The organism is Borreliella californiensis, from assembly GCF_014205885.1.
In the GTDB taxonomy this organism is placed as follows: domain Bacteria; phylum Spirochaetota; class Spirochaetia; order Borreliales; family Borreliaceae; genus Borreliella; species Borreliella californiensis.
This window is the reverse complement of sequence record NZ_JACHFB010000001.1, coordinates 317209-340773: the sequence shown is the minus strand read 5'-3', so window position 1 is coordinate 340773 and position 23565 is coordinate 317209. Positions and strand designations below refer to the sequence as shown.

At 29.2% G+C, this 23565-nt stretch carries 18 protein-coding genes; 7 read left to right on the top strand and 11 right to left on the bottom strand.

Going from position 1 to position 23565, the window contains the following annotated elements; translation table 11 throughout:
* The 3 genes from valS to HNP67_RS01620 form a co-directional block, all read right to left on the bottom strand.
* Nucleotides 1–2628 carry a valine--tRNA ligase gene (valS, locus tag HNP67_RS01630; RefSeq protein ID WP_184124345.1) on the bottom strand — a complete coding sequence of 876 codons (2628 nt, stop codon included), beginning with the start codon at nucleotides 2626–2628 and terminating at the stop codon, nucleotides 1–3.
* A 4-nt stretch (nucleotides 2629–2632) separates the two neighbouring features.
* Entirely contained in the window at nucleotides 2633–3625 is a 993-nt protein-coding gene (locus HNP67_RS01625; RefSeq protein WP_184124343.1) for a tRNA dihydrouridine synthase, read from the bottom strand.
* 192 nt (nucleotides 3626–3817) lie between these two features.
* Nucleotides 3818–4600, bottom strand: coding sequence for a septal ring lytic transglycosylase RlpA family protein (locus HNP67_RS01620; protein ID WP_184124341.1), 783 nt, complete (start codon nucleotides 4598–4600; stop codon nucleotides 3818–3820).
* A gap of 105 nt (nucleotides 4601–4705) precedes the next feature.
* Between HNP67_RS01620 and HNP67_RS01615 the strand changes: the two genes are divergently transcribed.
* On the top strand, nucleotides 4706–5719 hold the full coding sequence (locus HNP67_RS01615; protein ID WP_184124339.1) for an L-threonylcarbamoyladenylate synthase: 1014 nt from the start codon (nucleotides 4706–4708) through the stop codon (nucleotides 5717–5719).
* A 194-nt stretch (nucleotides 5720–5913) separates the two neighbouring features.
* Here the strand turns inward: HNP67_RS01615 and plzA are convergent, their stop codons facing one another.
* Complete coding sequence (plzA, locus tag HNP67_RS01610) at nucleotides 5914–6699, bottom strand: c-di-GMP-binding receptor PlzA (protein ID WP_184124337.1); 786 nt, start codon at nucleotides 6697–6699, stop codon at nucleotides 5914–5916.
* Between the two features lie 312 nt (nucleotides 6700–7011).
* Between plzA and HNP67_RS01605 the strand changes: the two genes are divergently transcribed.
* The 5 genes from HNP67_RS01605 (at nucleotide 7012) to HNP67_RS01585 (ending at nucleotide 14634) form a co-directional block, all read left to right on the top strand.
* Entirely contained in the window at nucleotides 7012–9810 is a 2799-nt protein-coding gene (locus HNP67_RS01605; RefSeq protein WP_184124335.1) for a penicillin-binding protein 1A, read from the top strand.
* A gap of 6 nt (nucleotides 9811–9816) precedes the next feature.
* A complete protein-coding gene (locus HNP67_RS01600; protein ID WP_184124334.1) occupies nucleotides 9817–10218 on the top strand; it encodes a ParB N-terminal domain-containing protein in 402 nt (133 codons plus the stop codon).
* Between the two features lie 22 nt (nucleotides 10219–10240).
* Entirely contained in the window at nucleotides 10241–11833 is a 1593-nt protein-coding gene (locus HNP67_RS01595) for a glucose-6-phosphate isomerase (protein ID WP_184124332.1), read from the top strand.
* A gap of 63 nt (nucleotides 11834–11896) precedes the next feature.
* The gene (locus tag HNP67_RS01590; protein WP_184124330.1) at nucleotides 11897–13288 is read left to right on the top strand and encodes an L-cystine transporter; all 1392 of its coding nucleotides are present in this window, start codon (nucleotides 11897–11899) and stop codon (nucleotides 13286–13288) included.
* A 14-nt stretch (nucleotides 13289–13302) separates the two neighbouring features.
* Complete coding sequence (locus HNP67_RS01585; protein ID WP_184124328.1) at nucleotides 13303–14634, top strand: CoA-disulfide reductase; 1332 nt, start codon at nucleotides 13303–13305, stop codon at nucleotides 14632–14634.
* Nucleotides 14635–14650: 16 nt separating this feature from the next.
* On the opposite strand, the gene HNP67_RS01580 is transcribed toward HNP67_RS01585, so the two are convergent.
* From HNP67_RS01580 to HNP67_RS01565, 4 genes are read right to left on the bottom strand one after another with little or no spacing between them, the layout of a single operon-like run.
* A complete protein-coding gene (locus HNP67_RS01580) occupies nucleotides 14651–15994 on the bottom strand; it encodes an ATP-dependent 6-phosphofructokinase (protein WP_002656298.1) in 1344 nt (447 codons plus the stop codon).
* Nucleotides 15995–16024: 30 nt separating this feature from the next.
* A complete protein-coding gene (locus HNP67_RS01575; protein WP_184124326.1) occupies nucleotides 16025–16996 on the bottom strand; it encodes a MinD/ParA family protein in 972 nt (323 codons plus the stop codon).
* Nucleotides 16997–17005: 9 nt separating this feature from the next.
* On the bottom strand, nucleotides 17006–17788 hold the full coding sequence (locus HNP67_RS01570; protein WP_184124324.1) for a potassium channel family protein: 783 nt from the start codon (nucleotides 17786–17788) through the stop codon (nucleotides 17006–17008).
* A gap of 5 nt (nucleotides 17789–17793) precedes the next feature.
* On the bottom strand, nucleotides 17794–19116 hold the full coding sequence (locus HNP67_RS01565; protein WP_184124322.1) for a TrkH family potassium uptake protein: 1323 nt from the start codon (nucleotides 19114–19116) through the stop codon (nucleotides 17794–17796).
* A gap of 96 nt (nucleotides 19117–19212) precedes the next feature.
* Here HNP67_RS01565 and cyaB point away from each other — a divergent pair, with 96 nt between their 5' ends.
* Entirely contained in the window at nucleotides 19213–19746 is a 534-nt protein-coding gene (gene cyaB, locus HNP67_RS01560) for a class IV adenylate cyclase (protein ID WP_184124320.1), read from the top strand.
* On the opposite strand, the gene HNP67_RS01555 is transcribed toward cyaB, so the two are convergent.
* The 3 genes from HNP67_RS01555 to thrS are packed head-to-tail and all read right to left on the bottom strand — an operon-like array spanning nucleotide 19720 to nucleotide 23531.
* Nucleotides 19720–21141, bottom strand: coding sequence for a hypothetical protein (locus tag HNP67_RS01555; RefSeq protein WP_184124549.1), 1422 nt, complete (start codon nucleotides 21139–21141; stop codon nucleotides 19720–19722). The two genes, cyaB and HNP67_RS01555, sit on opposite strands and share 27 nt — an antisense overlap.
* A 10-nt stretch (nucleotides 21142–21151) precedes the next feature.
* On the bottom strand, nucleotides 21152–21781 hold the full coding sequence (pgsA, locus tag HNP67_RS01550; RefSeq protein WP_184124318.1) for a CDP-diacylglycerol--glycerol-3-phosphate 3-phosphatidyltransferase: 630 nt from the start codon (nucleotides 21779–21781) through the stop codon (nucleotides 21152–21154).
* A 4-nt stretch (nucleotides 21782–21785) separates the two neighbouring features.
* On the bottom strand, nucleotides 21786–23531 hold the full coding sequence (gene thrS / locus HNP67_RS01545) for a threonine--tRNA ligase (RefSeq protein ID WP_184124316.1): 1746 nt from the start codon (nucleotides 23529–23531) through the stop codon (nucleotides 21786–21788).
* Between the last annotated feature and the right edge of the window lie 34 nt (nucleotides 23532–23565).

The window sequence follows — 23565 nt, the reverse complement described above, 5'->3', positions numbered from 1 at the left end:
TTACAAATTTTTCAAATTAATAATATAACTATTTATTTTATTAATTAAAGAAGAAAATTCTATAAATTTTAATTTTTCAGATTCAATAATTTCCTTAGGAGCATTCATTAAAAAATTTTTATTTTCAAGTTTCTTTGAAACAGAAATATTGAGCATTTTGTATTTTTCAAGCTGCTTTTCAAGCCTTATCAACTCTTTAGCTTTATCTATCAATGACTTAACATCTGCATAAATTTCAAAACCAACTGCAGCTACACCAAGCATGCCATCATAATTTTCATTGTAAAATATATTTTTAAAATTAATCATTCTTTTTACAATGCTTTCATTCATCTTAAAATATTCCTCATATTTAAAATCAGCATCAAACTTCAACGCAACATCAATTTCAATGCTAGCAGGTATATTAAATTCGCTCTTAAGTGTTCTAATAGCTATAATGAAAGTTTTCAATAATTTAAAATTTTCAAATTCTTCTTGAAAATTATTAGCAATATCAAAACTTGGATATTCATTTAAGGCTAAAATATCTTCCTTTTCTGAAAATTCAGAATAAATTTTTTCTGTAACAAAAGGAATAAACGGATGTAAAATTAACAATGCTTTCTTAAGAAAGAATAGCAACTTAGATATAGCCATATTTTGAATATCAATATTTTCACTATTTAAATCAATTTTGCTAATTTCAATATACCAATCACAAAAATCATTCCAAAAAAACTCATAAACAAATTTTGAAGCTTCATTGTATTTATAATTTGCAAAAGAAGACTCTACACCAAAAATGGTAGAATTTAAGCTTGTAAATAACCATTTGTCAATGTCGTTAAATTTCAAATCATTTAATATTTTTCTATTTTTTAAATTTAAAAGAATAAATTTAGAAGCATTAAAGACTTTGTTTGCAAACTTAGCTCCAAACATAAAATCTTTAGCATCAATATTTAAATCTTGACCCTGAACAGACAAAAAGGATAAAGTAAACCGCAAAGAATCACTTCCATACTCATGAATAATATCAAGAGGATCTATTCCATTGCCCAAGGACTTTGACATTTTTTTACCTTGCTTGTCACGCAAAAGAGGTGTGATATAAACATCTTTGAAAGGAATTTGCCCTGTAAATTCTAATCCTGCCATCACCATTCTTGCAACCCAAAAAAATATTATATCGTAAGCTGTTATTAGAGTATTTGTTGGATAATAATTTTCAAAATCAACAGTAACATTGGGCCATCCAAGTGAAGAAAAAGGCCATAGCCAAGAAGAAAACCAAGTATCAAGGACATCTGGATCCTGAACAAATCTCTTGCCCATATTCTTTTCATCTAAAGAAGGATCAGTATCACTAACAATAAGTTCAGATGTATCAACATTGTACCAAACCGGTATTCTATGTCCCCAAACAAGCTGTCTTGATATACACCAATCTCTAATATTTGACAACCAATATTTATATGTATTTTCCCACTTTTTAGGGTAAAATCTTAAATCTCCACTCTCTAAAGCATTTAAAGCTTTGTCTGCCAAAGGCTTCATTCTTACAAACCACTGAGTAGACAAATAAGGCTCAACAACCTCACCTGAGCGATAACAATGCCCAACCTGTTGTCTATGCTTCTTAACATCTTGCAAAAAACCTTTTTCCATTAACTCTGTCTCAATTTTAAATCTTGCATCCTTCACGCTCAATCCTTGATATTGCAAAGGAACATTTTTATTAAGTTTTCCATCTTGAGTTAAAATATTAACCTTAGAAATATTGTGCCTCTTTGAAATTTCAAAATCATTAGGATCATGCGCAGGAGTAACTTTTAAAGCCCCAGTGCCAAAAGCACTGTCAACATAAAAATCTGCAATAATTTTTATCTTTTTAGTTGTCAAAGGAATTGTAACTTCTTTGCCAACTAAAGACTTATATCTCTCATCATCAGGATTAACAGCAATAGCAGTATCCCCAAACATTGTCTCAGGCCTAGTTGTTGCAATCTCAATAAAAGAAGAGTCATCAATAAAATATTTAACAAAATAAAGCTTACCATCAACTTCTTTGTATTCAATCTCTTCATCACTAACAACACTTCCAGATCCAGGATCAAGATTAACAAGATACTCTCCCCTATAAATCAAACCTTTAGAATATAGGTCCTTAAAAACCTTGTTAACAGCCTTACAAAGGCTCTCATCAAGAGTAAATCTTTCCCTTGAGTGATCATAAGTAGCCCCAAGTTTGTTTATCTGATTAACAATTATACCTCTATGCCTATCTTTTAATTTAAAAATTTCTTGAACAAGCTCTTCTCTTTCAAAATCATCCTTGCTTTTACCAATTTTTTTAAGATGTTTTTCAAAAACAGCCTGTGTTGCTATTCCTGCATGATCTGTGCCAAAAAGCCACAAGGTATTGTGTCTTTTCATTCTTTTATACCTTACAAGAACATCTTGCAAAACAAAATTAAGAGCATGCCCCATATGAAGCACGCCAGTTACATTGGGAGGAGGTGCAACCATACTAAATTTTTCAAATAAAGAATTATCTGGTAAAAAAACATTATTTTTAAGCCACTTAGTGTAAATTTCATCTTCAAATCCCTTAGGGTCATATTTTTCAAGAGTTCTACAATTCATCGTTTTAAAAATCTCCTACCATCTCCTCAATAACTTTTAAATTTTCAAAAAGCTCTTCATAAGTTTTTGAATTTATAAGATTTGAGAAATATTTACTCTGTCTTTCCTTATCAGTAAAATATATCTTAAAATATTTTTTAAGTTTATTAAAATCTTTTTCAAGTCCCCAAGTAGCATGAAAATCCTTTATATGGAATTTTAATATATTTAACCTAAAATTCAAATTACTATCTAAAAAGTGTTTTGAAGAAGGCTTAAATAAATTTAAATTCTCAAAAATTCCACGACCAAACATAATCCCATCAATTAAATATTTATCAACATAATATCTAGCATCCTTGAGACTCAAAACATCCCCATTGCCAATAATAAGAGTAGAAGGACTAAGATTATTTCGTAATTTAACAAGTTCATAAAAAATATCAAAATTAACAGGACCTTTGCTCTGATTAACAGCAAGTCTTGGATAAACCGTTAACATATCAATTTCAAAGCCTAACAAAAACCCCAGCCAATCATCAACTTCTGGATATGAAAATCCATGCCTGGTCTTAACGCTAAGAGGCAAATTAAATCTTGCACAAGCTTCTTTGCTTGCAAGAACTATTTCTTTAGCTAAAGATTTATTATTAATTAAAGCTGAACAGACTCCTTTTTTAATTATTTTGCTCTTAGGACAACCCATATTAATATCAATTCCCCAAAACCCCATGCCCGCTAATATTTCTATTGCTCTATAAAATTGCTCAGGAACATTGCCCCAAATTTGAGCAATTAAAGGCCTATTAAGTTCATTGGGCTTTAAAAAAATATGTTGAATAGATTGTTTTGATCCATTTAAAATTCCTTTTGTAGAAATAAATTCAGTAAAATAAATATGCGGTTCTCCTTCTTCAGATCCTATTAAATGAATTAAATTTCTAAAAACAGTATCGGTAACGTCCTCCATTGGAGCCAAAATCATAATTGGAAGAGGAATATCAAATAAAAACTTCATAATAAACTATATAATAATAAAATATAAATTTAAGCAAAGTAAAACAGTCGCGTAATAAATTTAAGTTTCTAAAAACAATATTGCAATTTTTAAAATAAAAAAATACCCAAAAAGGACTGGCAATAAAGGACATAATCATAAAATTTTTAAAAGTCAACAAATAATTTTAATAAAAAAATAATTTAAAAAAAATCAATCCATAACAAGGCTCTCGCCTGGAACCTTGGTTTTTCTTATTAAAGTATCTTTATATCCAGCAGATTTAATAAGCTCTATATTTCTTTGAACATCATCAGCATTAGTGGGAACAAAAACAGTATAAAACGGACCATGAGAATTTACTACAACAAAAAGACCTGCTTTTTTTAATATTCGATAAGTCCTATCAGCATAATCTTTTTTTCTATAAGATCCAACTTGTATGTAAAAGTCTATTTCTTTGTCAGCAGAACCTGAGCGATCTGCTAATAAATCTGAAGATTTATTTTTAATAGAAATATTCTCATCTGATTGCTTAGTTTTTTCTTCTTCAATCTCAGGAGTATTAAATATTTTTTTAAAATCACTAGATTTTGATATAGAAGGTTTTTTTTCATTTGCACTAATTACTTCAATTTTTACAGGAGCAACTCCTATTCCTAAAAAATCAAGCTTCTCAGCGGCATGTTTTGACAAATCGATTATTCTATCTTTTCTAAAAGGACCTCTATCATTAATTCTTACAACAACTGCTCTATTATTTAAAAGATTTGTAACCCTTACGGTAGTATTAAAAGGTAATTCTTTGTGAGCAGCAGTAAGCGCCATCATATCAAATTTTTCGCCATTAGCAGTAATTTTACCATGAAAAGCTTCGCCATACCATGAAGCAAGGCCTACAGTGGCAGAATTTAAATGAGAAGCAATAATAAAAAATATAAAGAGAAAAACAAAATTTTTATTATCTCTTAAGATGGCATCAATTAAATTCCTCATAATGTTTATTATAATATAAAAACGTATTTCAACAAACAATTAAGCTTACAAATTGCTTATTTGCATTTTTTTTGATTTAATTATAAAAAGAAAAAAGTCTAAAATATGATATTAACAGAAATAATCAGCACCAGCCAAATAAAAAAAGCAGCAAAACTTATCAAAATGGGCGAACTTGTTGTGTTCCCAACAGAAACGGTTTACGGAATTGGCGCAAATGCTTACAATGAAGATGCTGTAAAAATGATTTTTTTAGTAAAGAAAAGACCTATTAACAATCCTTTAATAGTACACGTTGATACAGTAAAAAAAATAAAAGAATTATCAGAATATATTCCCAAAAGCGCTCTCATGCTAATCAAAAAGTTTAGTCCAGGCCCTTTAACTTATGTTCTTAAAAAATCAATAAAAATATCTAGATTTGTAAGTGGAAACCTAGACACAGTGGCAATAAGAATTCCTGCAAATAAAACAGCTTTAAGCTTAATAAAAGCATCTAAAGTCCCCATAGTAGCACCGTCTGCAAATATATCAAAAAGACCAAGCTCAACAAATTTCGAAATGGCCTTAAAAGAATTAAATGGGCTTGTAAAGGGAATAATAAAAACAGAAGAGAACAAAGAATTTAACATTGGAATCGAATCAACTGTGATTGGATTTGACCTAAAAGATAACGTACTGATATTAAGACCAGGTGCAATAACAAAAAAAATGATAGAAAATGAACTTCAAGGAAAATATACGGTAAATTATGCAGAAACAAAAATAGAACTAGAAAAATCACCCGGAAACATAATAGAACATTACAAACCAAAAATTCCCGTCTATTTATTTAAAAGTCAAGATAACATAAGAAGATATTTAAACAAAAATACAAAAATACTCATCACAAAAGCTACTCTAAAATCCTATTTATTTAATTTTTTATGGGATAAAAAAAATATTATAGTATTTAATACCCTTGAAGAATATGCACAAAATCTTTACAAAGAGCTGGTAAATTCTGAAAACAACTACAAACAAATACTTAGTGAATTCTTAAAAGACGAAGAACTTGGATACTCAATAAACAATAGAATCAAAAAAGCCAGTTCAAATAGATTTATTAACAAAAAATGATGCTAAATTGCTATTTTATAAATTTAAAAAACATAAATACTTATCAATAAAACAATTCTAAAACTAAAAGCAAAAGGCTAAACCCAAAACATATCCTCCCTCAACAAAACCAACAAATAAAACTAAAAAGACTTAAACTAACTATTACAAATAAATTTTCGCATAATCACCTAACAAAAATTTAAATCTTTTAATTAATTAAAATAATCATGGATTAGCATAGTATACTCAAGTGGTATTTTGTCTTCATTAAAAGCAATACCAAGCGCAAAAACTTTTCCATTGGGCGTCTGAATAACGCTTAAGCTTTTTGATTTACCTTCAATAAAAATTTCTTCATCCATAAATTCAAAACTAAAAATCAAATCAATTGCATCTCCCTCGACATCTCCATAATCAAAAGAAGAAATTACTAAAGCGCCCCCATAAGATAAATCTTTTATTAAGCATTTATGTTTTGCTCCATTAAACTTGATATAAGCTTTATCAGAATCAATTTTTAGCTTTCTAATAGAATCTTTATCGATAATAATCCTCTCATGAATTCTCTGATTTTGCCCAAGTTTTAAATCAAGAAGCTTTCCAACTTTAATAGCAATCTCTTCTGGTGCAGGAGATAAAAATTCTAATGTTAATAAATTGTATTCTCTATTCTGAGAAGAATAAGCAGAAGCGCTCAATAGTTTTACAGACAAAAAGGGGAAAAAAGCCGCACTACTCTTAGAATCTGAATTTTTCTTAAGTTGAATAGAGCCTAAATTTTTATTTTTAGCCAAAGCAGGCAATACAGTATCTTCTTGAAAAATAAGCTTAAGAGAATCCATAGAAATGGAATAAATCACTCCAAAAACAGTATAAGAGCCTATTCTTAACTCGATAGTATTGCGAAGATTTAAAAAACTATTTATCTCTGTGCTCATTTTAATCTCTTTACCCCTATACTTAGCCCCATAATCCCTTATTTTTCTAGATAAAAGCATAAACCTCTCCTTTCTCCTTTTCTGAATATAAAAATATTAAACAACGCTTAAAACTGTTTTAAACAGTTTTACATCAATAAAAAAGTTTAAAACAATTAAGCTGTAAACGCACTTAATCAACATTCAATAAACCTACTCTTAAAATCAAAAACATACTAACACCCACCCCCCCCTCACAGCATCTATTTAATTAACAAAACTTAAAAAATGTTTTTTACATAGTGTAAAATTATAACAATAATTTTACACTATAACAATCAACCTATAACATTATTAATTCTTATGCACTTATAGTATACTTTAGTAAAAAGTATGAGATTAAATGGCCCTAATTTTAAAAAAATAAATACACATAAGCTGCTTATTTATTTAACATATTTCGCAGTTAGCTTTTCTATTATCACACTCTCATTAGCAGTATCTAAGACTATAAACATACAAAAGGATAAAAATTTTGGATATATAAATCCAGCAGTTCCTTCAAGACTTTTAGATATTAATGGAAAACAAATAACTCAATTTATATCTGATGAGAATAGAGAATTAATGCCTTTGAGAAAAATGCCTGACAATCTAATTAATACACTTTTAATACGAGAAGATATTGGTTTTTTTTCTCATCGAGGTTTTTCTCTGATAGGAATATTTAGAGCTGCATTTAATATCGTTCTTGGCAGATATTTTTCAGGAGGCAGCACATTAACCCAACAACTTGCAAAGCTTCTCTACACAAATCAAGCAAGAAGATCTATTTTGAGGAAATTACATGAAATCTGGTGGGCAATTCAACTTGAAAAAAAACTCTCAAAATACGAAATACTAGAGAAGTACCTTAATAAAGTTTATTTTGGAAACGGAAACTATGGAATAGTTGCAGCATCAAAATTCTTTTTTGGCAAAAGTGTAAATAAAATCAATACAGCAGAATCTGTGATGATGATAATCCAACTTCCAAATGCAAAACTTTATTCACCTCTTTACAATCCAAAATTTTCAAAAAAAATACAACGCGCAGTTTTAAACCAAGTTGTATCAAATGGAATAGTCAAAGCTGAAATTGCTGAAAAAGAATTTAATGAATACTGGCAAAATTACGATTGGACTAGAATGGCTGACACATCTGCAATTTCAAACAAAAAAGATCAAGCCCCTTATTTCTCTGAATATATAAGACAAAAAATACTAAAATATTTACCAGATGGTGCAAACATATATAAAGATGGGTACTCAATATATTCAACTCTTGACCTTGAGGCACAAAAACATGCAGATAAAGTTACAAACGATATGATTAATAAAGCAAGAACAATGCACAATTTAAACAGATCATCCGAAACAATAATTATTAATTCAGAAATTGTCCCCGTAGTAGATGCAATATCAGATTTACTGGGAATTAAAAATTTAAGAATAAATGGAAGACAATACAAAAAACTGAGAAAAAGAAAATTTTACGAAGACAATATTGATCTAATTGCAAGCTTTGGAGCTATACTTGGAATTGATAAAATAGATAAAGCAACAAAAGAATATATTATAAAAAATAAATTAACACCAAAACTTATTGCACAGCCTGAAGGAGCAATGATAGCAATAGATACAACAAGCGGAGCAATAAGAGCCATGGTTGGAGGGAGTGGACATACTAAAGACAATGAATTTAATCGAGCCACACAAGCAAAAGTCCAGCCTGGAAGTGCATTCAAAGCATTATATTTTGCAGCCGCAATTGATCTAAAAAAAATAACAGCTGCCACAATGTTTTCAGACTCTCCAGTAGCATTTCTAAATAAAAACGGAGAGATTTATGCTCCAGGAAATTACGGTGGCAAATGGAGGGGTAACGTTTTAACTCGCCAAGCATTAGCTTTGTCCTTAAATATTCCGGCATTAAGAATATTAGACAAGCTAGGTTTTAACTCTGCAATTAGCTACTCCTCAAAACTACTAGGAATAACAGATCCAAAAGAAATAGAAAAAACGTTTCCAAAAGTTTATCCACTAGCATTGGGTGTAATATCAGTTTCTCCAATCCAAATGGCAAGAGCCTTTGCAATTTTGGGAAATAGTGGTAACGAAATCGAACCTTATGGAATAAGATACATTGAAGACAGAGCCGGAAGAATAATAACAAATGAAGAAGCAAGCATATTGGCTAAAATAAAAAACAAAGAACATCAAACTCAAATAGTGTCTCCTCAAGCTGCTTATATCATCACAGATATGATGAAATCAACAATTCAATACGGAACCTTAGCAAATCAAAGATATACAAATCTCAAAAATTTTAAATCTGACATTGCTGGAAAATCGGGAACAACACAAAATTGGGCAGACGGATGGGCAATAGGATACTCTCCTTATATAACAACAGCATTTTGGGTTGGATTTGATAAAAAAGGATATTCACTAGGAATATCTGGAACAGGAACAGGGTTGGCAGGGCCTAGCTGGGGAGAATTTATGGCAGAATATCACAAAAACTTACCCAAAAAAGTTTTTGTAAAACCTGCAGGAATAATTAGCATCCCTGTACAAGCAGAAACGGGCCTACTACCAGAAGAAATAGCCGATGAGAAAATAATAAATGAACTATTTATTTCTGGCACCCAGCCAGTCGAAAAATCAAAATATTATGAAAATAAACTAGAATTTAAAAATACAATAGAATTTAACATATATGGAATTGATGAAATTAATAATAACGATGAAATAAATTTTGACACTCCTGAATTTGAATATCTTGATAATAATTTTGAAAGCATTAATAATAATCATAATAATCTTGAAAGCACTAATAATAATGAAGAAAATAATAATGAAGAAAATAATAATGAAGAAAATAATAATGAAGAAAATAAAAATGAAGATGAAATAGAAATGAACATTAAAGAACCCTTAAATGAAATAGAAAATGAAAACTCACAACAAGATCTAAATAATAACAACCGGGAAATGCTTAGAGAAAACGCCAAAGAAACTAAAGACGAGGACATTGTTAATGAAATAAACACAGAAATACAAAGCATAAAAGAATTAAATTCAAACAACAATGAAAATGAGAAAATTAACAATAAAGACGTCAACGGAGAAGATATCCAATTGGATTAAAACAATATGTTAATAGATATCGATCAAATAAAAATAAAAAAAAGAATTAGAAAAAATGTAGGAGACATTGAAACTCTTAAAAACAGTATTATAAAACATGGATTAATTTATCCAATAATAATAGACAAAAATAAAAACTTGATAGCAGGGCTTAGAAGATATCAAGCTTTAAAAGAAATAGGCTATAAAGAAATTGAAGTAAAGGTAATCTCAATTGAAAACAAAAAAACTTTACTTGAAATTGAACTTGATGAGAATAATGTTAGAAAATCATTTACAAGAAGCGAGGCAAACGAAGGAGAAGCTTACTTAAAAATTTATTCTGAAAGCAATATAATAATAAGATTCCTTAAATTTATTATCTTAAAAATTAAAAACATGTGTAAAAGAAAAAATAGGAAAATTTAAACCATAACAAAGGGGTGTGTTTATGTTAAATTACAAAAATCTTAATGAGCTTGAAAATTTTAAAATCCTTGAAGAGATTGCTCCAGAAGTGCTCAAAACGGCATTAACTGGAAAAAGAATAAAAGAATACGACATTACAATAGAAGGAGATAGTGTGCATTATAACTATGCATCAAAGCAAATTAATGATAACCACCTTAAAATTTTTCAAAATTTAAGCGATGAAGCAAATTTAATAGAAAAATATAAAAAAGTGCTTGATGGGGAAAAGATCAACATTAGTGAAAATAGAAAAGTCCTGCATCACCTTACAAGAGGACAAATTGGTAAGGACGTAATAGAAGATAATAAAGAAAATATGAGAGAGTTTTTCCAATCAGAACTTGAAAAAATATATAATTTTACAAAGCAAATCCATTCTGGAAATATTAAAAGCACAAATGGTAAAAAGTTTAAAAATGTAGTTCAAATAGGAATTGGTGGGTCCAGTCTAGGCCCAAAAGCTCTTTATAGTGCAATAAAAAATTATGCAAAAAAACACAATCTAGCCTTAATGAATGGTTACTTTATTTCAAACATTGACCCAGACGAATCAGAAGACGTATTAAGCAGCATTAATATTGATGAAACGCTTTTTATTATTGTCTCAAAAAGTGGAAATACATTAGAAACCAAAGCTAATATGCAATTCTTAATAAACAAATTAAAATTAAATGGCATAAAAGAATATAAAAAACAAATGGTCATTATAACATTAAAAGATAGCATGTTAGCACTAGAAGAAAAAGGATATCTTGAATATTTCTTCATGCATGATTCAATAGGTGGAAGATTTTCCCCAACATCAGCAGTTGGACTTACACTGCTTACTCTTTGCTTCACAGAAAAAATTGTAAAAGAAATTATAAAAGGTGCCAATAGGGCTGACAAAAAATCACTAAACAAAAACGTAAAAGACAATGCTTCTCTCTTGGCAGCATTAATTAGTATATATGAAAGAAATGTTCTCAACTACAGTAGCAACTGCATCATTGCTTATTCTAAAGCAATGGAAAATTTTTATCTTCACCTACAACAACTTGAAATGGAAAGTAATGGGAAAAGTGTAAACAGGTTTAACGAATCAATAAACTACAAGACCGTAAGAATAATTTGGGGGGGCATTGGGACGGATGTTCAACACTCGTTCTTTCAAATGCTTCATCAAGGAACAGATATAGTTCCAATGGATTTCATAGGTTTTAATGAAACACAACTTAAAGAAGATGTAATATCTGATAATAGCTCAAGCAATGACAAATTAAAAGCAAATTTAATAGCTCAAATAATAGCATTTTCAAAAGGCAAAGAAAATGATAACAAAAATAAAAATTTCAAAGGCGAGAGACCTTCTGCACTAATATATTCAAAAGAATTAACACCTTATGCAGTAGGCGCAATACTCTCCCATTACGAAAATAAAGTAATGTTTGAAGGATTTTTATTAAATATAAACTCATTTGACCAAGAAGGAGTTCAACTGGGAAAAATTATTGCAAATCAAATTTTAAAAAACGACACTTTTGAAGATGAAATCATAGAATCTTATTCTAAAAAAATTTTCAAACAAGATTAATTAATTTTTAATATACAACCTTAAGTTTAAAAAGAATGCACTAAGCTTATACAAGAGGTAATAATGGACAAAACAAGTATATTATATACATTGATCAATATCATAACAATGCTTATTCTAATAAGCTTTGTTTATCTTTGCAAAAGAAAAAATGTCTCTTTTACAAAAAGAGTGTTTATATCATTAGTAATAGGAATAGCATTTGGAATGACTATCCAATATTTTTATGGCGCAAATTCAGAAATAACAAACGAAACTATTAATTGGATAAGTATTGTGGGCGATGGATACGTAAGGCTCCTTAAAATGATTATAATCCCCTTAATAATAACATCAATAATATCTGCAATAATAAAATTAACCAACAGTAAAGATGTTGGAAGAATGAGCATACTTGTAATATTAACGCTGGTATTTACAGCAGGTATTGCTGCCATAATTGGCATTTTCACTGCTTTAATATTTGGGTTAACAGCTGAAGGATTACAAGTGGGAACCAGAGAAATTTTACAAAGTGAAAAATTGCAAAAAGGCCTTGAAATATTAAATCAAACACCAATCACAAAAAAAATCGCAGAGCTTATTCCACAAAATATATTTGAAGATTTAGCGGGACTTAGAAAAAACTCAACAATCGGAGTTGTGATATTCTCAGCCATCATAGGAATAGCCTCTCTTAAAACTTCTAAAATAAAACCAGAATCAATAGAATTTTTTAAAAAAATAATATTAACTCTTCAAGACACAATATTAGGAATAGTAACTTTAATTTTAAAACTAACGCCTTATGCTATATTAGCTTTGATGACAAAAATTACAGCAACCAGCGAAATCAAAAGCATAATAAAGCTTGGAGAATTTGTAATTGCTTCCTACATTGCCATAGGTCTCACATTTCTTATGCATATGGCATTAATTGCAATAAACAAATTAAACCCAATTACTTTTATAAAAAAAATATCTCCAGCACTGACATTTGCATTCATATCTAGGTCTAGTGCCGCCACTATCCCTATTAATGTAGAAATTCAAACTAAAACCCTGGGAGTAAGCGAAGGAATAGCAAATTTATCAAGCTCCTTTGGAACATCAATTGGGCAAAATGGTTGTGCAGCAATACACCCTGCTATGCTTGCAATAATGATAGCGCCAACTCAAGGAATAAACCCTACAGATATTTCATTTATACTCACACTTCTTGGGATAATAATAATAACTTCATTTGGATCTGCTGGTGCTGGCGGAGGTGCAACAACAGCTTCATTAATGGTACTCTCAGCAATGAGCTTTCCAGTAGGATTGGTAGGACTTGTAATATCTGTTGAACCTTTAATTGACATGGGAAGAACAGCTGTTAATGTGGGCGGTTCAATGCTTGCAGGCGTTATATCTGCCAAACAACTTAAACAATTTAACCACAATATATACAACCAAAAAGAGCTTGTAACCAAATAAATAGGAAAACAATGATGAAAATAATAATTATTGGAGGCACATCAGCAGGAACTAGTGCGGCAGCTAAAGCAAACCGCTTAAACAAAAAACTAGACATTACTATCTATGAACAAACAAATATTGTATCTTTTGGAACCTGTGGCTTGCCTTACTTTGTAGGGGGATTTTTTGACAATCCAAATACAATGATCTCAAGAACACAAGAAGAATTCGAAAAAACTGGAATCTCTGTTAAAACTAACCACGAAGTTATCAAAGTAGATGCAAAAAACAACATAATTGTAATAAAAAACCAAAAAACAGGAAGTATTTTTAACAATACTTACGATCAACTTATGATAGCAACTGGTGCAAAACCTATTATCCCACCAATCAATAATATCAATATAAAAAATTTTCATACGCTAAGAAATTTAGAAGACGGTCAAAAAATAAAAAATTTAATGGATAAAGAAGAAATTAAAAATATAGTGATAATTGGTGCTGGATACATTGGAATTGAAATGGTAGAAGCAGCAAAAAATAAAAGAAAAAATGTAAGATTAATTCAACTAGACAAGCATATACTAATAGATTCCTTTGACGAAGAAATAGTTACAATAATGGAAGAAGAGCTAATAAAAAAGGGAGTTGATCTTCACACAAATGAATTTGTAAAAAGTTTAATAGGAGAAAAAAGAGTAGAAGGAGTATTAACAAACAAAAACACTTATCAAGCTGACGCTGTTATACTTGCTACAGGAATAAAACCTGCTACTGAATTTTTAGAAAACCAACTTAAAACTATTGAAAATGGAGCAATAATTGTAAATGAGTATGGCGAAACTAGCATAAAAAATATTTTTTCTGCAGGAGATTGTGCAACCATTTATAATATAGCAAGCAAAAAAAATGAATACATACCTCTGGCAACAACAGCCAACAAACTTGGAAGAATAGTTGGTGAAAATTTAGCTGGCAATCGTATAGCATTTAAAGGTACATTGGGCTCAGCTTCAATTAAAATACTATCTTTAGAAGCTGCAAGAACAGGGCTTACAGAAAAAGATGCAAAAAAGCTTCAAATAAAATATAAAACGATTTTTGTAAAGGATAAAAATCATACAAATTATTATCCAGGCCAAGAAGATCTTCATATTAAATTAATTTATGAGGAAAATACCAAAATAATCCTTGGAGCACAAGCAATAGGAAAAGATGGAGCCGTAATAAGAATTCATGCCTTAGCAATTGCGATCTATTCAAAACTTACAACAAAGGAGTTGGGGATGATGGATTTCTCATATTCTCCACCCTTCTCAAGAACTTGGGATATATTAAATATTGCTGGAAATGCTGCCAAATAGGAAGAATTAAATTAATTTAATTCTTCATGCTAATTGGTTGTCCCGTACTTGAAAGAACATCTCTCCAAAAAGAACCGTTTGGATTAACCTTATTTCTGTCAATTACTGCCATCTTAATCGGTATGTGCACAAATTTTGTACTCCACAAACTAATCAACATTTTTGTCTTACCAGCCATTGCAGCATGCACAGCATTTGACCCAAGCCTAGCACAATAAAGCGAATCACTAGCATTAGCAGGCGAGCTCCTAATAATATAGCTGGGATCAATGTATTTAAGAGTAAATTGTATGTTTTTTGCTTTAAAATATTCTGTAATTTTATCTTTAATATAAAGTCCAATATCCTCATAAAGCAAATTCCCAGAATCGTCTTTCTTTTTGGGAAAATGATCAAAATATTTTTGACCTGCTCCTTCTGCTATCAATATTACTGCATGAGGAATCTCTTCTAAGCTTTCTTTCTCCAAAAGTCGTCTTTCAAGATGAACAAGAAATCCATTAGGACCTTCTATGTCAAAATCAAGCTCTGGAATTAAACAAAAATTAACATCATTAGAAGAAAGCGCAGTATGAGCAGCAATAAAGCCAGAATCCCGCCCCATAACTTTAACAAGTCCAATGCCATTATAAGCGCTATTAGCTTCAAAATGAGCGCCAGCAACAGCTGCAACAGCTTGTTCTACAGCGGTCTCAAATCCAAAAGATTTTTGAACAAACATAAAATCATTGTCTACAGTTTTAGGAATGCCCACAACTGCTATTTTTAAATTTCTTTTTTCTATCTCCTCAGCAATAAGAAGAGACCCCTTTTGAGTACCATCCCCGCCAATGTTAAAAATCATATTAATGTTCATTCTCTCTAAAGTATCAACTATTTCCACAGGTTTAATACCACCCCTTGAAGAGCCAAGAATAGTGCCTCCAAATTTATTAATATCATCAACAACATCTGGATTCAGATTAATAAAAGGTGAATTTGACTCAGGAAGAAGCCCTTGATACCCAAATTTTACTCCATAAATATTGCGAACTCCATAAATTTTCCATAAAGTTCGCACAATAGACCGAATAACATCATTAAAGCCGGGACAAAGCCCACCACAAGTAGTAATAGCCGCTTTAACATGCCTAGGCACAAAATAAATTTTTTCTCTAGGTCCTGCTTTTTCTAAAAGAACATCTTCATATCTATCTCCCTTGTCCTCATTCCTATATACACTAAACTTGATTTTATTTTTTTCATTAACAAAATGTGAAGAACCCTCACTAGCATAAAAATCAATCAAAGGATTGTTTTGTTTGCATTCTCCCAAGCTATCTATTTTAAAATCTAAATTTTCATTTTTAATTCTATACACCAAATACTCCTTTATAGAATTATAGCCTAATTATTTTCTAATAAATCGACTTTGATCTTTAATCATATCGTATATGTCATCGTAAATATAAGGAGACCCTTCAATAGGAGATTTAATTAAATTACCAGCTATGAATTCAAAATATTTATTCAACTTTGAATTTTTCTCAAAATCAACAAATGGCACTCTATTGTTAATAGCCTCTCTAAAGCTTCTTGCAAAAGGTACAAAACCTATAAACTCTATTGGTATATTAATATTATTCTTAACAACATTAATCAAATTTTCACACATAGCAATCTCTTCGCTAGTTTCTATTCTATTTAACACCACTCTAGGATAAAAATTATTCATCATCCTCTTAACTTTCAAAGAAGAACTCAAAGAAATAAGCTCAATCCCAACAACCAAATCTTTAAAACCAAGGTTTGTCCCCTCAATCTTATCTTTAAAAAAATTACTAATATAATCCCTTTCAGGGCTTTTTTGAGGAAATCCCAAATATAAAAGACGATAAAGGGCATTCTTTAAAAAAGAATAAGCGTTAAGTATGGAAGGGGTTTCTGGGATTGTAACAATTACACCACTATAAGATGCCAAATAGAAATCTATTGTATTATAAGAAGTTCCAGATCCTAAATCTAAAAAAATAAAATCAGCAATAAGATCTTTTTGAATGGATTCTATAATCTTTTTCTTAATAGGAAAAGGAAGATTGGCTGTTCCTGTATAAAGAGCATCGCCTGGAATAAGATAAAGTTTATCATAAGATGTTTTGCATACTAAATCTGAAAAATTTTTATTCTTTTTATTAATAAAAGAACCAATGCCCACGCCCTTATTTTTAACTCCCAAGCACGTATGTAGGTTAGAGCCACCAAGATCAAGGTCAACAAGTATTACAGTTTTACCTAAACTAGAAAGCTTATAACCAACATTTGCAACAAAAGATGTTTTTCCAACACCACCTTTGCCACTTGCTACAGGAATAATTTTAGCCATTCTTAAACCCTAATTATCCTTATGATCTTTTTTAAAAATTTTCATAAAATTAAAAATCCCTAAAAATCTAGATTTCTTTTCAGCATCTTTATTTAAATTTTCATCTTCTTTAGAGCCTGAAATTAAATCTTTAATCAAATCTTTATTGTTTGTAAAATTTTCAATACTATCTGGTTTCCCGCAAATTACAATTTTATCATCTTTTAAAAAAAAATAATCCCCATCAACAAATTCATACCTAGAATTACTTAAATTTCTAACAGCAATAACTGTAATCCCACATTCTCTTCTCAGATCAGCTTCAAAAAGAGTTTTACCAACATATTCTTTAGGAATAACAGTTTCAGCAACAATAATATCATACCCAATAATATTATAAGTTGAAAGATTTGGAGATACTAATAATGGGGTTAGTCTTCTTGCAGCATCTTTACTTGGAAATATAATTTTTGTTGCACCAAGAGTTTTTAATATTTCTGCATCATCCCTATTTTCTGTCTTAACACATATTTCTTTCAAACCTAAAAGATTGCAATAGTGCGTAACAAGAGCACTTTTACCAAGATCATCATCAAAGTCAATAACAACAGCATCTGTATCTACTGGAATTATTCTTTTCAAAGCATTTTTAGTGAATTGCTCAACAACAAAGCTTTCTGTAGATATCACGTCATATTCTTCAATAAGTTCTTTACATGTATCTATAATAATAATTTGACAATCAAGCCTACTTAAATCCTCAAGCAAATGAATTCCTAAATTACTAAGTCCAATAATAACAAATGTTTTCATATGCTTCAACCAACCAAAATATCTTGCCTTGGCCTTGTAAATTCTTCAAAACGTGACTTTCTTGAAACAAAAACAGCCATTGAAAAAAGTCCTATTCGTCCTGCAAACATAGTAAAAATTATAATGACTTTCCCAAAAAATGACAAATCCTGAGTTACTCCAACCGAAAGACCAACCGTTCCAAAAGCAGAAAATACTTCATAACCCAAATCAATAACTTTCCATTTGCCAGATCCTCCCTCAAAAAAAAGCAACATAAAAAAGGAAAAACTCAAAATAAAAATAGCTCTTGCAAAAAATAAAAGTGCAAATCTTATACTATCTATTGAAACCTTGTAAGACCCAATAATATATCCATTGCCGTTTTGATTTTTAACAACAGCTAATATAATTAAAAAAAATGTTGTAATCTTAATTCCTCCTGCAGTTGATCCGGGGGCACCACCAATAAACATAAATGGTAAAGAAACTATTTGAGTTCTTCCACTTATTAAAGAATTATCAAGATAATTAAAACCAGCTGTTCTAGTACTAATCGAATAAAAAATTGAATTAAATATTAAAGTACTCATTGAATAACCATCTTTCAATTTATACATCTCTGTAAAAAAAAATAAAATTGCACCTATTATAATTAAAACAAAACTTAAAGAAAAAACTATTTTGGCGTGAAGCGATAGTTTTTTCTTGTTCTTAATAGTATTATTTACATCCCTATAGACCATAAACCCAAGTCCACCACAAATTATTAAAATAGAAACCACAACTATAGCTTCAGGAACATCTCGCCATGCATAAATACTCTCAGAGTGCATTGAAAAACCCGCATTACAAAAAGCAGAAATTGTAGTAAATAAAGCCTCTAAGAATGAAATATTAACTCCTCTAAGTTTAAAAAAAATAAGTATTAATATTAAACCTATCATTTCAATTGAAAAAGTTATAAACAATATGCTTTTTAAAATTCTAATAGGATTATATTCTATATTTGAAAGGGAATACTGTTTTATTATTCTTGCATCTGTTAAATTCATTTTCTTTTTAGGTATAAGCAAATAAAAAGTAGTAATACTTATAAATCCAAGGCCCCCAAGCTGGATTAGCAACATTATTAAAATAAATCCAAAAGTAGAAAAACCTTCCATTTTAACCGTTATAAGACCTGTAATACTTACAGCAGAAACAGCAGTAAAAAGAGCATCAATGTATGCCAATTTGCTATCTCCTTCCCAGGAAATAGGCAACATTAACAAAAGAGAGCCTATAAACATAATTAAAACAAAATAACTAAAAAGTAAAAACCTATCGCTAAATTCAAATTTCAACATATAATACAAAAAGTTGTTTAAATTATTAAAAATCTATCTTATATAGCATAATATTTTAACATTGAAATATTATCATAATTACATTATTTTTAATATATGTTTGAAATAGAATCAAAAGCATTTATTCCTCCAAAAGAATTGAAAAGAATTATTAAGCTAGCAAATAAAAAATTTAAGTTTATTAAAGAAGAAATAAAAACTGATATCTATTACTCAAACCAAAAAAAAATTATAAGAATAAGAAAATTAAATACTCTAGAAAAAATTGTTACATTTAAAAAAAAAATATTAGACAACAACAATGCTATAGAAATTAATAAAGAGGTAGAATTCAAAATAGATAGTATTAACAATTTTTTAATCCTTATAAAAGAGCTCAAATTTAAAAAGCTATTCAAAAAGATAAAAAAAAGTTTAATTTATAAAACTAATAATTTAAATGTAGAAATAAACGAAATTAAAAATCTTGGATTTTTCTTAGAAATAGAAAAAATAATTAACAATCAAAATGATATAGACTTGGCAAAAAAAGAAATTGATAACATCATAGATCAATTTGGATTAAAAGAAAATCTTGAAACTAGACCCTACTCTGAATTACTCTCATTGGCAAACCAAAGTAAAAAATAATTCATTGGAATTAGAATTTAAAGTAGAGACTACAATCCCTTGATTGCTATAAATTCCAATCTGGGGACTATTAACATCACTTTTAAAATTCTCCAACTTATTTAAAAAATACCAATTTTTATTCTTAAAATAAATTAATCTTACATTATTATTGTCTTCAAAAGCTAAAAACAAATTATTTTTATAAAGCCCAATATCAGCACTTGAACCTTCCATTTCAACATTAGGACTTATATTAATCCACCTACTACTTTTCAAAGGACAGATATTTACAATAGGTCTATTTTCAGAAACAAAACTCATAATTATTTGATTAAGATTAGAATCAAAAAAGCCTTTAATAAAATTAGCCATATAAACAGAAGGAATATTTGCATTTACCCAAGTATTCTCGTTGTTTACAACAAACTCAGATTTAATCTCATTATTTGACCTATAATTATAAAAAATACCCAAAAAAGGTTCAGATATTAGCCCAATGCTTGATGAATTAACATTAGAATCACCTTTGCTTAAATAAGCATGTATTACATCAGTCCAAATACTTCCGTAGCCCATATTCGAGATTAAATTTATTTTATATTCACCTCTAATTTCTCTTAAATATGCTAAATAAAGCCTATCTTTTAAATCAATGCTAATATTTAATAAAGATCCAAAATTTTCTATGTGACCAGGACTAATATCAATCCATTTTCTACTATTAAATTTTTTAACTATAAGCTCACTGGCAAAATCGGGTCCTGATTTCGTAACAAAAGCAATATATAAATTTCCTTTCGAATTAATTGAAAAATCAAAATTAACTATGTTAGTAATATTCCCATTAACAGATGAATCAAGATTAAACCAACCAACATCCTCAATAAACTCAGCAACTTTAATGTCATCGCTATTTTCTAATTGATAGGCAATATAAATATTGCTTTTATAAATCCTTAATACATACTTTTTAAGCTTGGTGGTTAAATTTAAAACAGGCAAATCTTTTAAAGTAAAAAATAAATCTTCTTTTTCAATCTTAGATGTTTTAGCTTTCATGAAATCGCTACTTAAAATTGAAAAATCTAAATCTGTAAGCGAAAACTTTATATTTTCATTTTTAGTACCAACGTATATTATTGCATAAAGAAAATTTTTATTTAATCTTATTTTAAAATCTCTTCTTTTTACTTTATCAGTTATATATTTTTTATTTGAAATATCATAAATTTTAAAAACAAAATCGGAATTTGAACTCTTATCTAGGGTTAAAATATAATCAGAAGATTTGCTGACTTTTAAATAAATACTTCCTTTTCCATTTTTACTTAAAATAGTTAAGGGAGTAATTTCTGTTAATATTTGATTTACTTGAGCTTGAATAAAAGAAAGTTTTGTAAATAAAAATAGCAAAATTAATGTCTTACTTATTTTCATATTTTTTTACATTCAAAAATATTAACACATATTCTAAAAATGATAAAATTGCAAAAAAAGCTGCACAAGCATATACCATTTGAACAACAAATAAAAATTTAAATTCAAAAGTTAAAATGTAGCTAATAAAATTTTGAACAGGTTCTGTAAAGTTGAGTTGATTTAAAGTATAAAATAAAAGGCTTGCAAAAGTGCAAACAGCATAAAGAAATGACTTTAATTTTCCCAAAAAATTTGCTTGTTGAACTACATTAAACTGAATAATTAAATTTCTAACAAACCCAATAGAAATTTCACGATAAATAAATATTACAAAAAAATAATATGGGGTTATGCCCTTGTAAAAGAAAAAAACAAAATATGTTAAATGTTGCAAAACATCTGCATAAGGATCTAAAATTTTGCCTACATTGCTAACAAGATCATATTTTCTTGCAAGATATCCATCAATAAAATCAGTAAATTCATTAAAAATGATTAAAAACCAAATAATTCCAAAAAACAAATACGAAAAAAATACATTTTCCAAAAACAATAAAACTAATATAATAAAGGAAAGCATAATTCTAGCTAATGTTATTTTATTAGGGGTAATAAACTTGATTAAATTATTCAATTTATCAAATCTCCTTATCTCTTATTTTAAATAAAATAAATTTAAGAGCTTCATCAAGTTTAATTCCATTTATTTGCTCATTTGTTCTTGTTCTAATAGATATTCTCTCTTCTGCTGCCTCTCTCTCACCAATTATAAACATATAAGGTATTTTTTTAGCCTGATATTCTCTAATTTTAGCATTCATTCTTGAGGAACTATTATCAAATTTTATTCTAATCCCCTCATTTTTAAATTTATTAAAAACCCTAATAGCATAATCTTCTACAATATTATTAACAGGAATGATTACTACTTGAACAGGAGATAACCATAAAGGAAACGCCCCACCATAGTGCTCTACAAGAATCCCAAAAAATCTTTCAATAGATCCCAGCAAGGCCCTATGAATCATAAAAGGTCTTTTTTCTTTACCATCCTCAGCAGTATAAGTCATATTAAATCTCTCAGGAAGATTAAAATCAAATTGAATTGTACTCATCTGCCACTCTCTCTCAAGCGAATCAACTATCTTAAGGTCAATTTTAGGGCCATAAAAAGCACCTCCCCCTTTATCAATTTCATAAGGAACTTCAAAATCGCTTAAAGTCTCTTCAAGAACTTTTAAAGACATTTCCCAATCAGAATCATTCCCAACAGACTTGTCAGGCTTTGTAGAAAGATATGCCTTTAGGTTACTAAAGCCAAATTTACTCCACATATAAATAGCAAACCTAAGAACTTCTTTAATCTCATCTAAAACTTGAGAATGAGTACATATAATATGAGCATCATCCTGAGTAAACCCTCTAGCTCTCATCATGCCATGCAAAGCGCCTATCTTTTCATAACGATACACAGTGCCAAGTTCAGCCCATCTAAATGGTAAATCTCTATAAGAATGCTTGCCTGTATTGTAAATTGCAATATGAAAAGGACAATTCATAGGTTTAAGATAATAATCACTTTTATCCATTTCTATTTTTTCAAACATGCTATCCTTATAAAAGTCTAAATGACCAGAAGTTTGCCAAAGCCAAGATTTACCAACATGAGGAGTAAAAAGAATATCATACCCATTTTTAGAGTGCTCTTCTCTCCAAAAATCTTCTATTAAAGCTCTTATTTTAGCACCATTGGGATGAAAAAAAACAAGTCCTGGACCAATCTCTTCATGAATAGAAAATAAATCAAGCTCTTTTCCAAGCTTTCTATGATCTCTTTTTTTTATTTCCTCTCTCAAATTAAGATAAGATCTTAGCTCTTTTTCATTATTCCACAAGGTTCCATAAATTCTGGTAAGCATTGGATTTTTTTCACTGCCCCGCCAATAAGCTCCAGCAATACCAGTAAGCTTAAATGCCTTTGGATCAATTTTATTCATATTCTCAACATGAGAACCCCTACAAAGATCAATAAAATTGTGACTCTTGTAAATAGAAACTTCATTTCGTAAATCAAAATTTTTAATCAAATCAATCTTATAAGGTTCATCTTTAAAAATTTCAAGAGCCTGTTCTACGCTTATTATTTCTTTTTCAAAAGAACTCCCAGTCTTTAAAATTTCTCTCATTCTATTTTCTATATCTAAAAGAGAATCTTCTGTAATTTGCTTTTTAAATTCAAAATCATAATAAAAACCATCTTTAATAGGAGGCCCCATTGCAATCTTAGTATTTGGAAATAAATCACAAACAGCTTCTGCCATAACATGAGCTATTGAGTGTCTTTTTTTGTAAAGAATATCTTCTTTGTCTAAATCTTTGCTCACAACAATACCTTTGGCCTTTTAATTTTTATTAAAA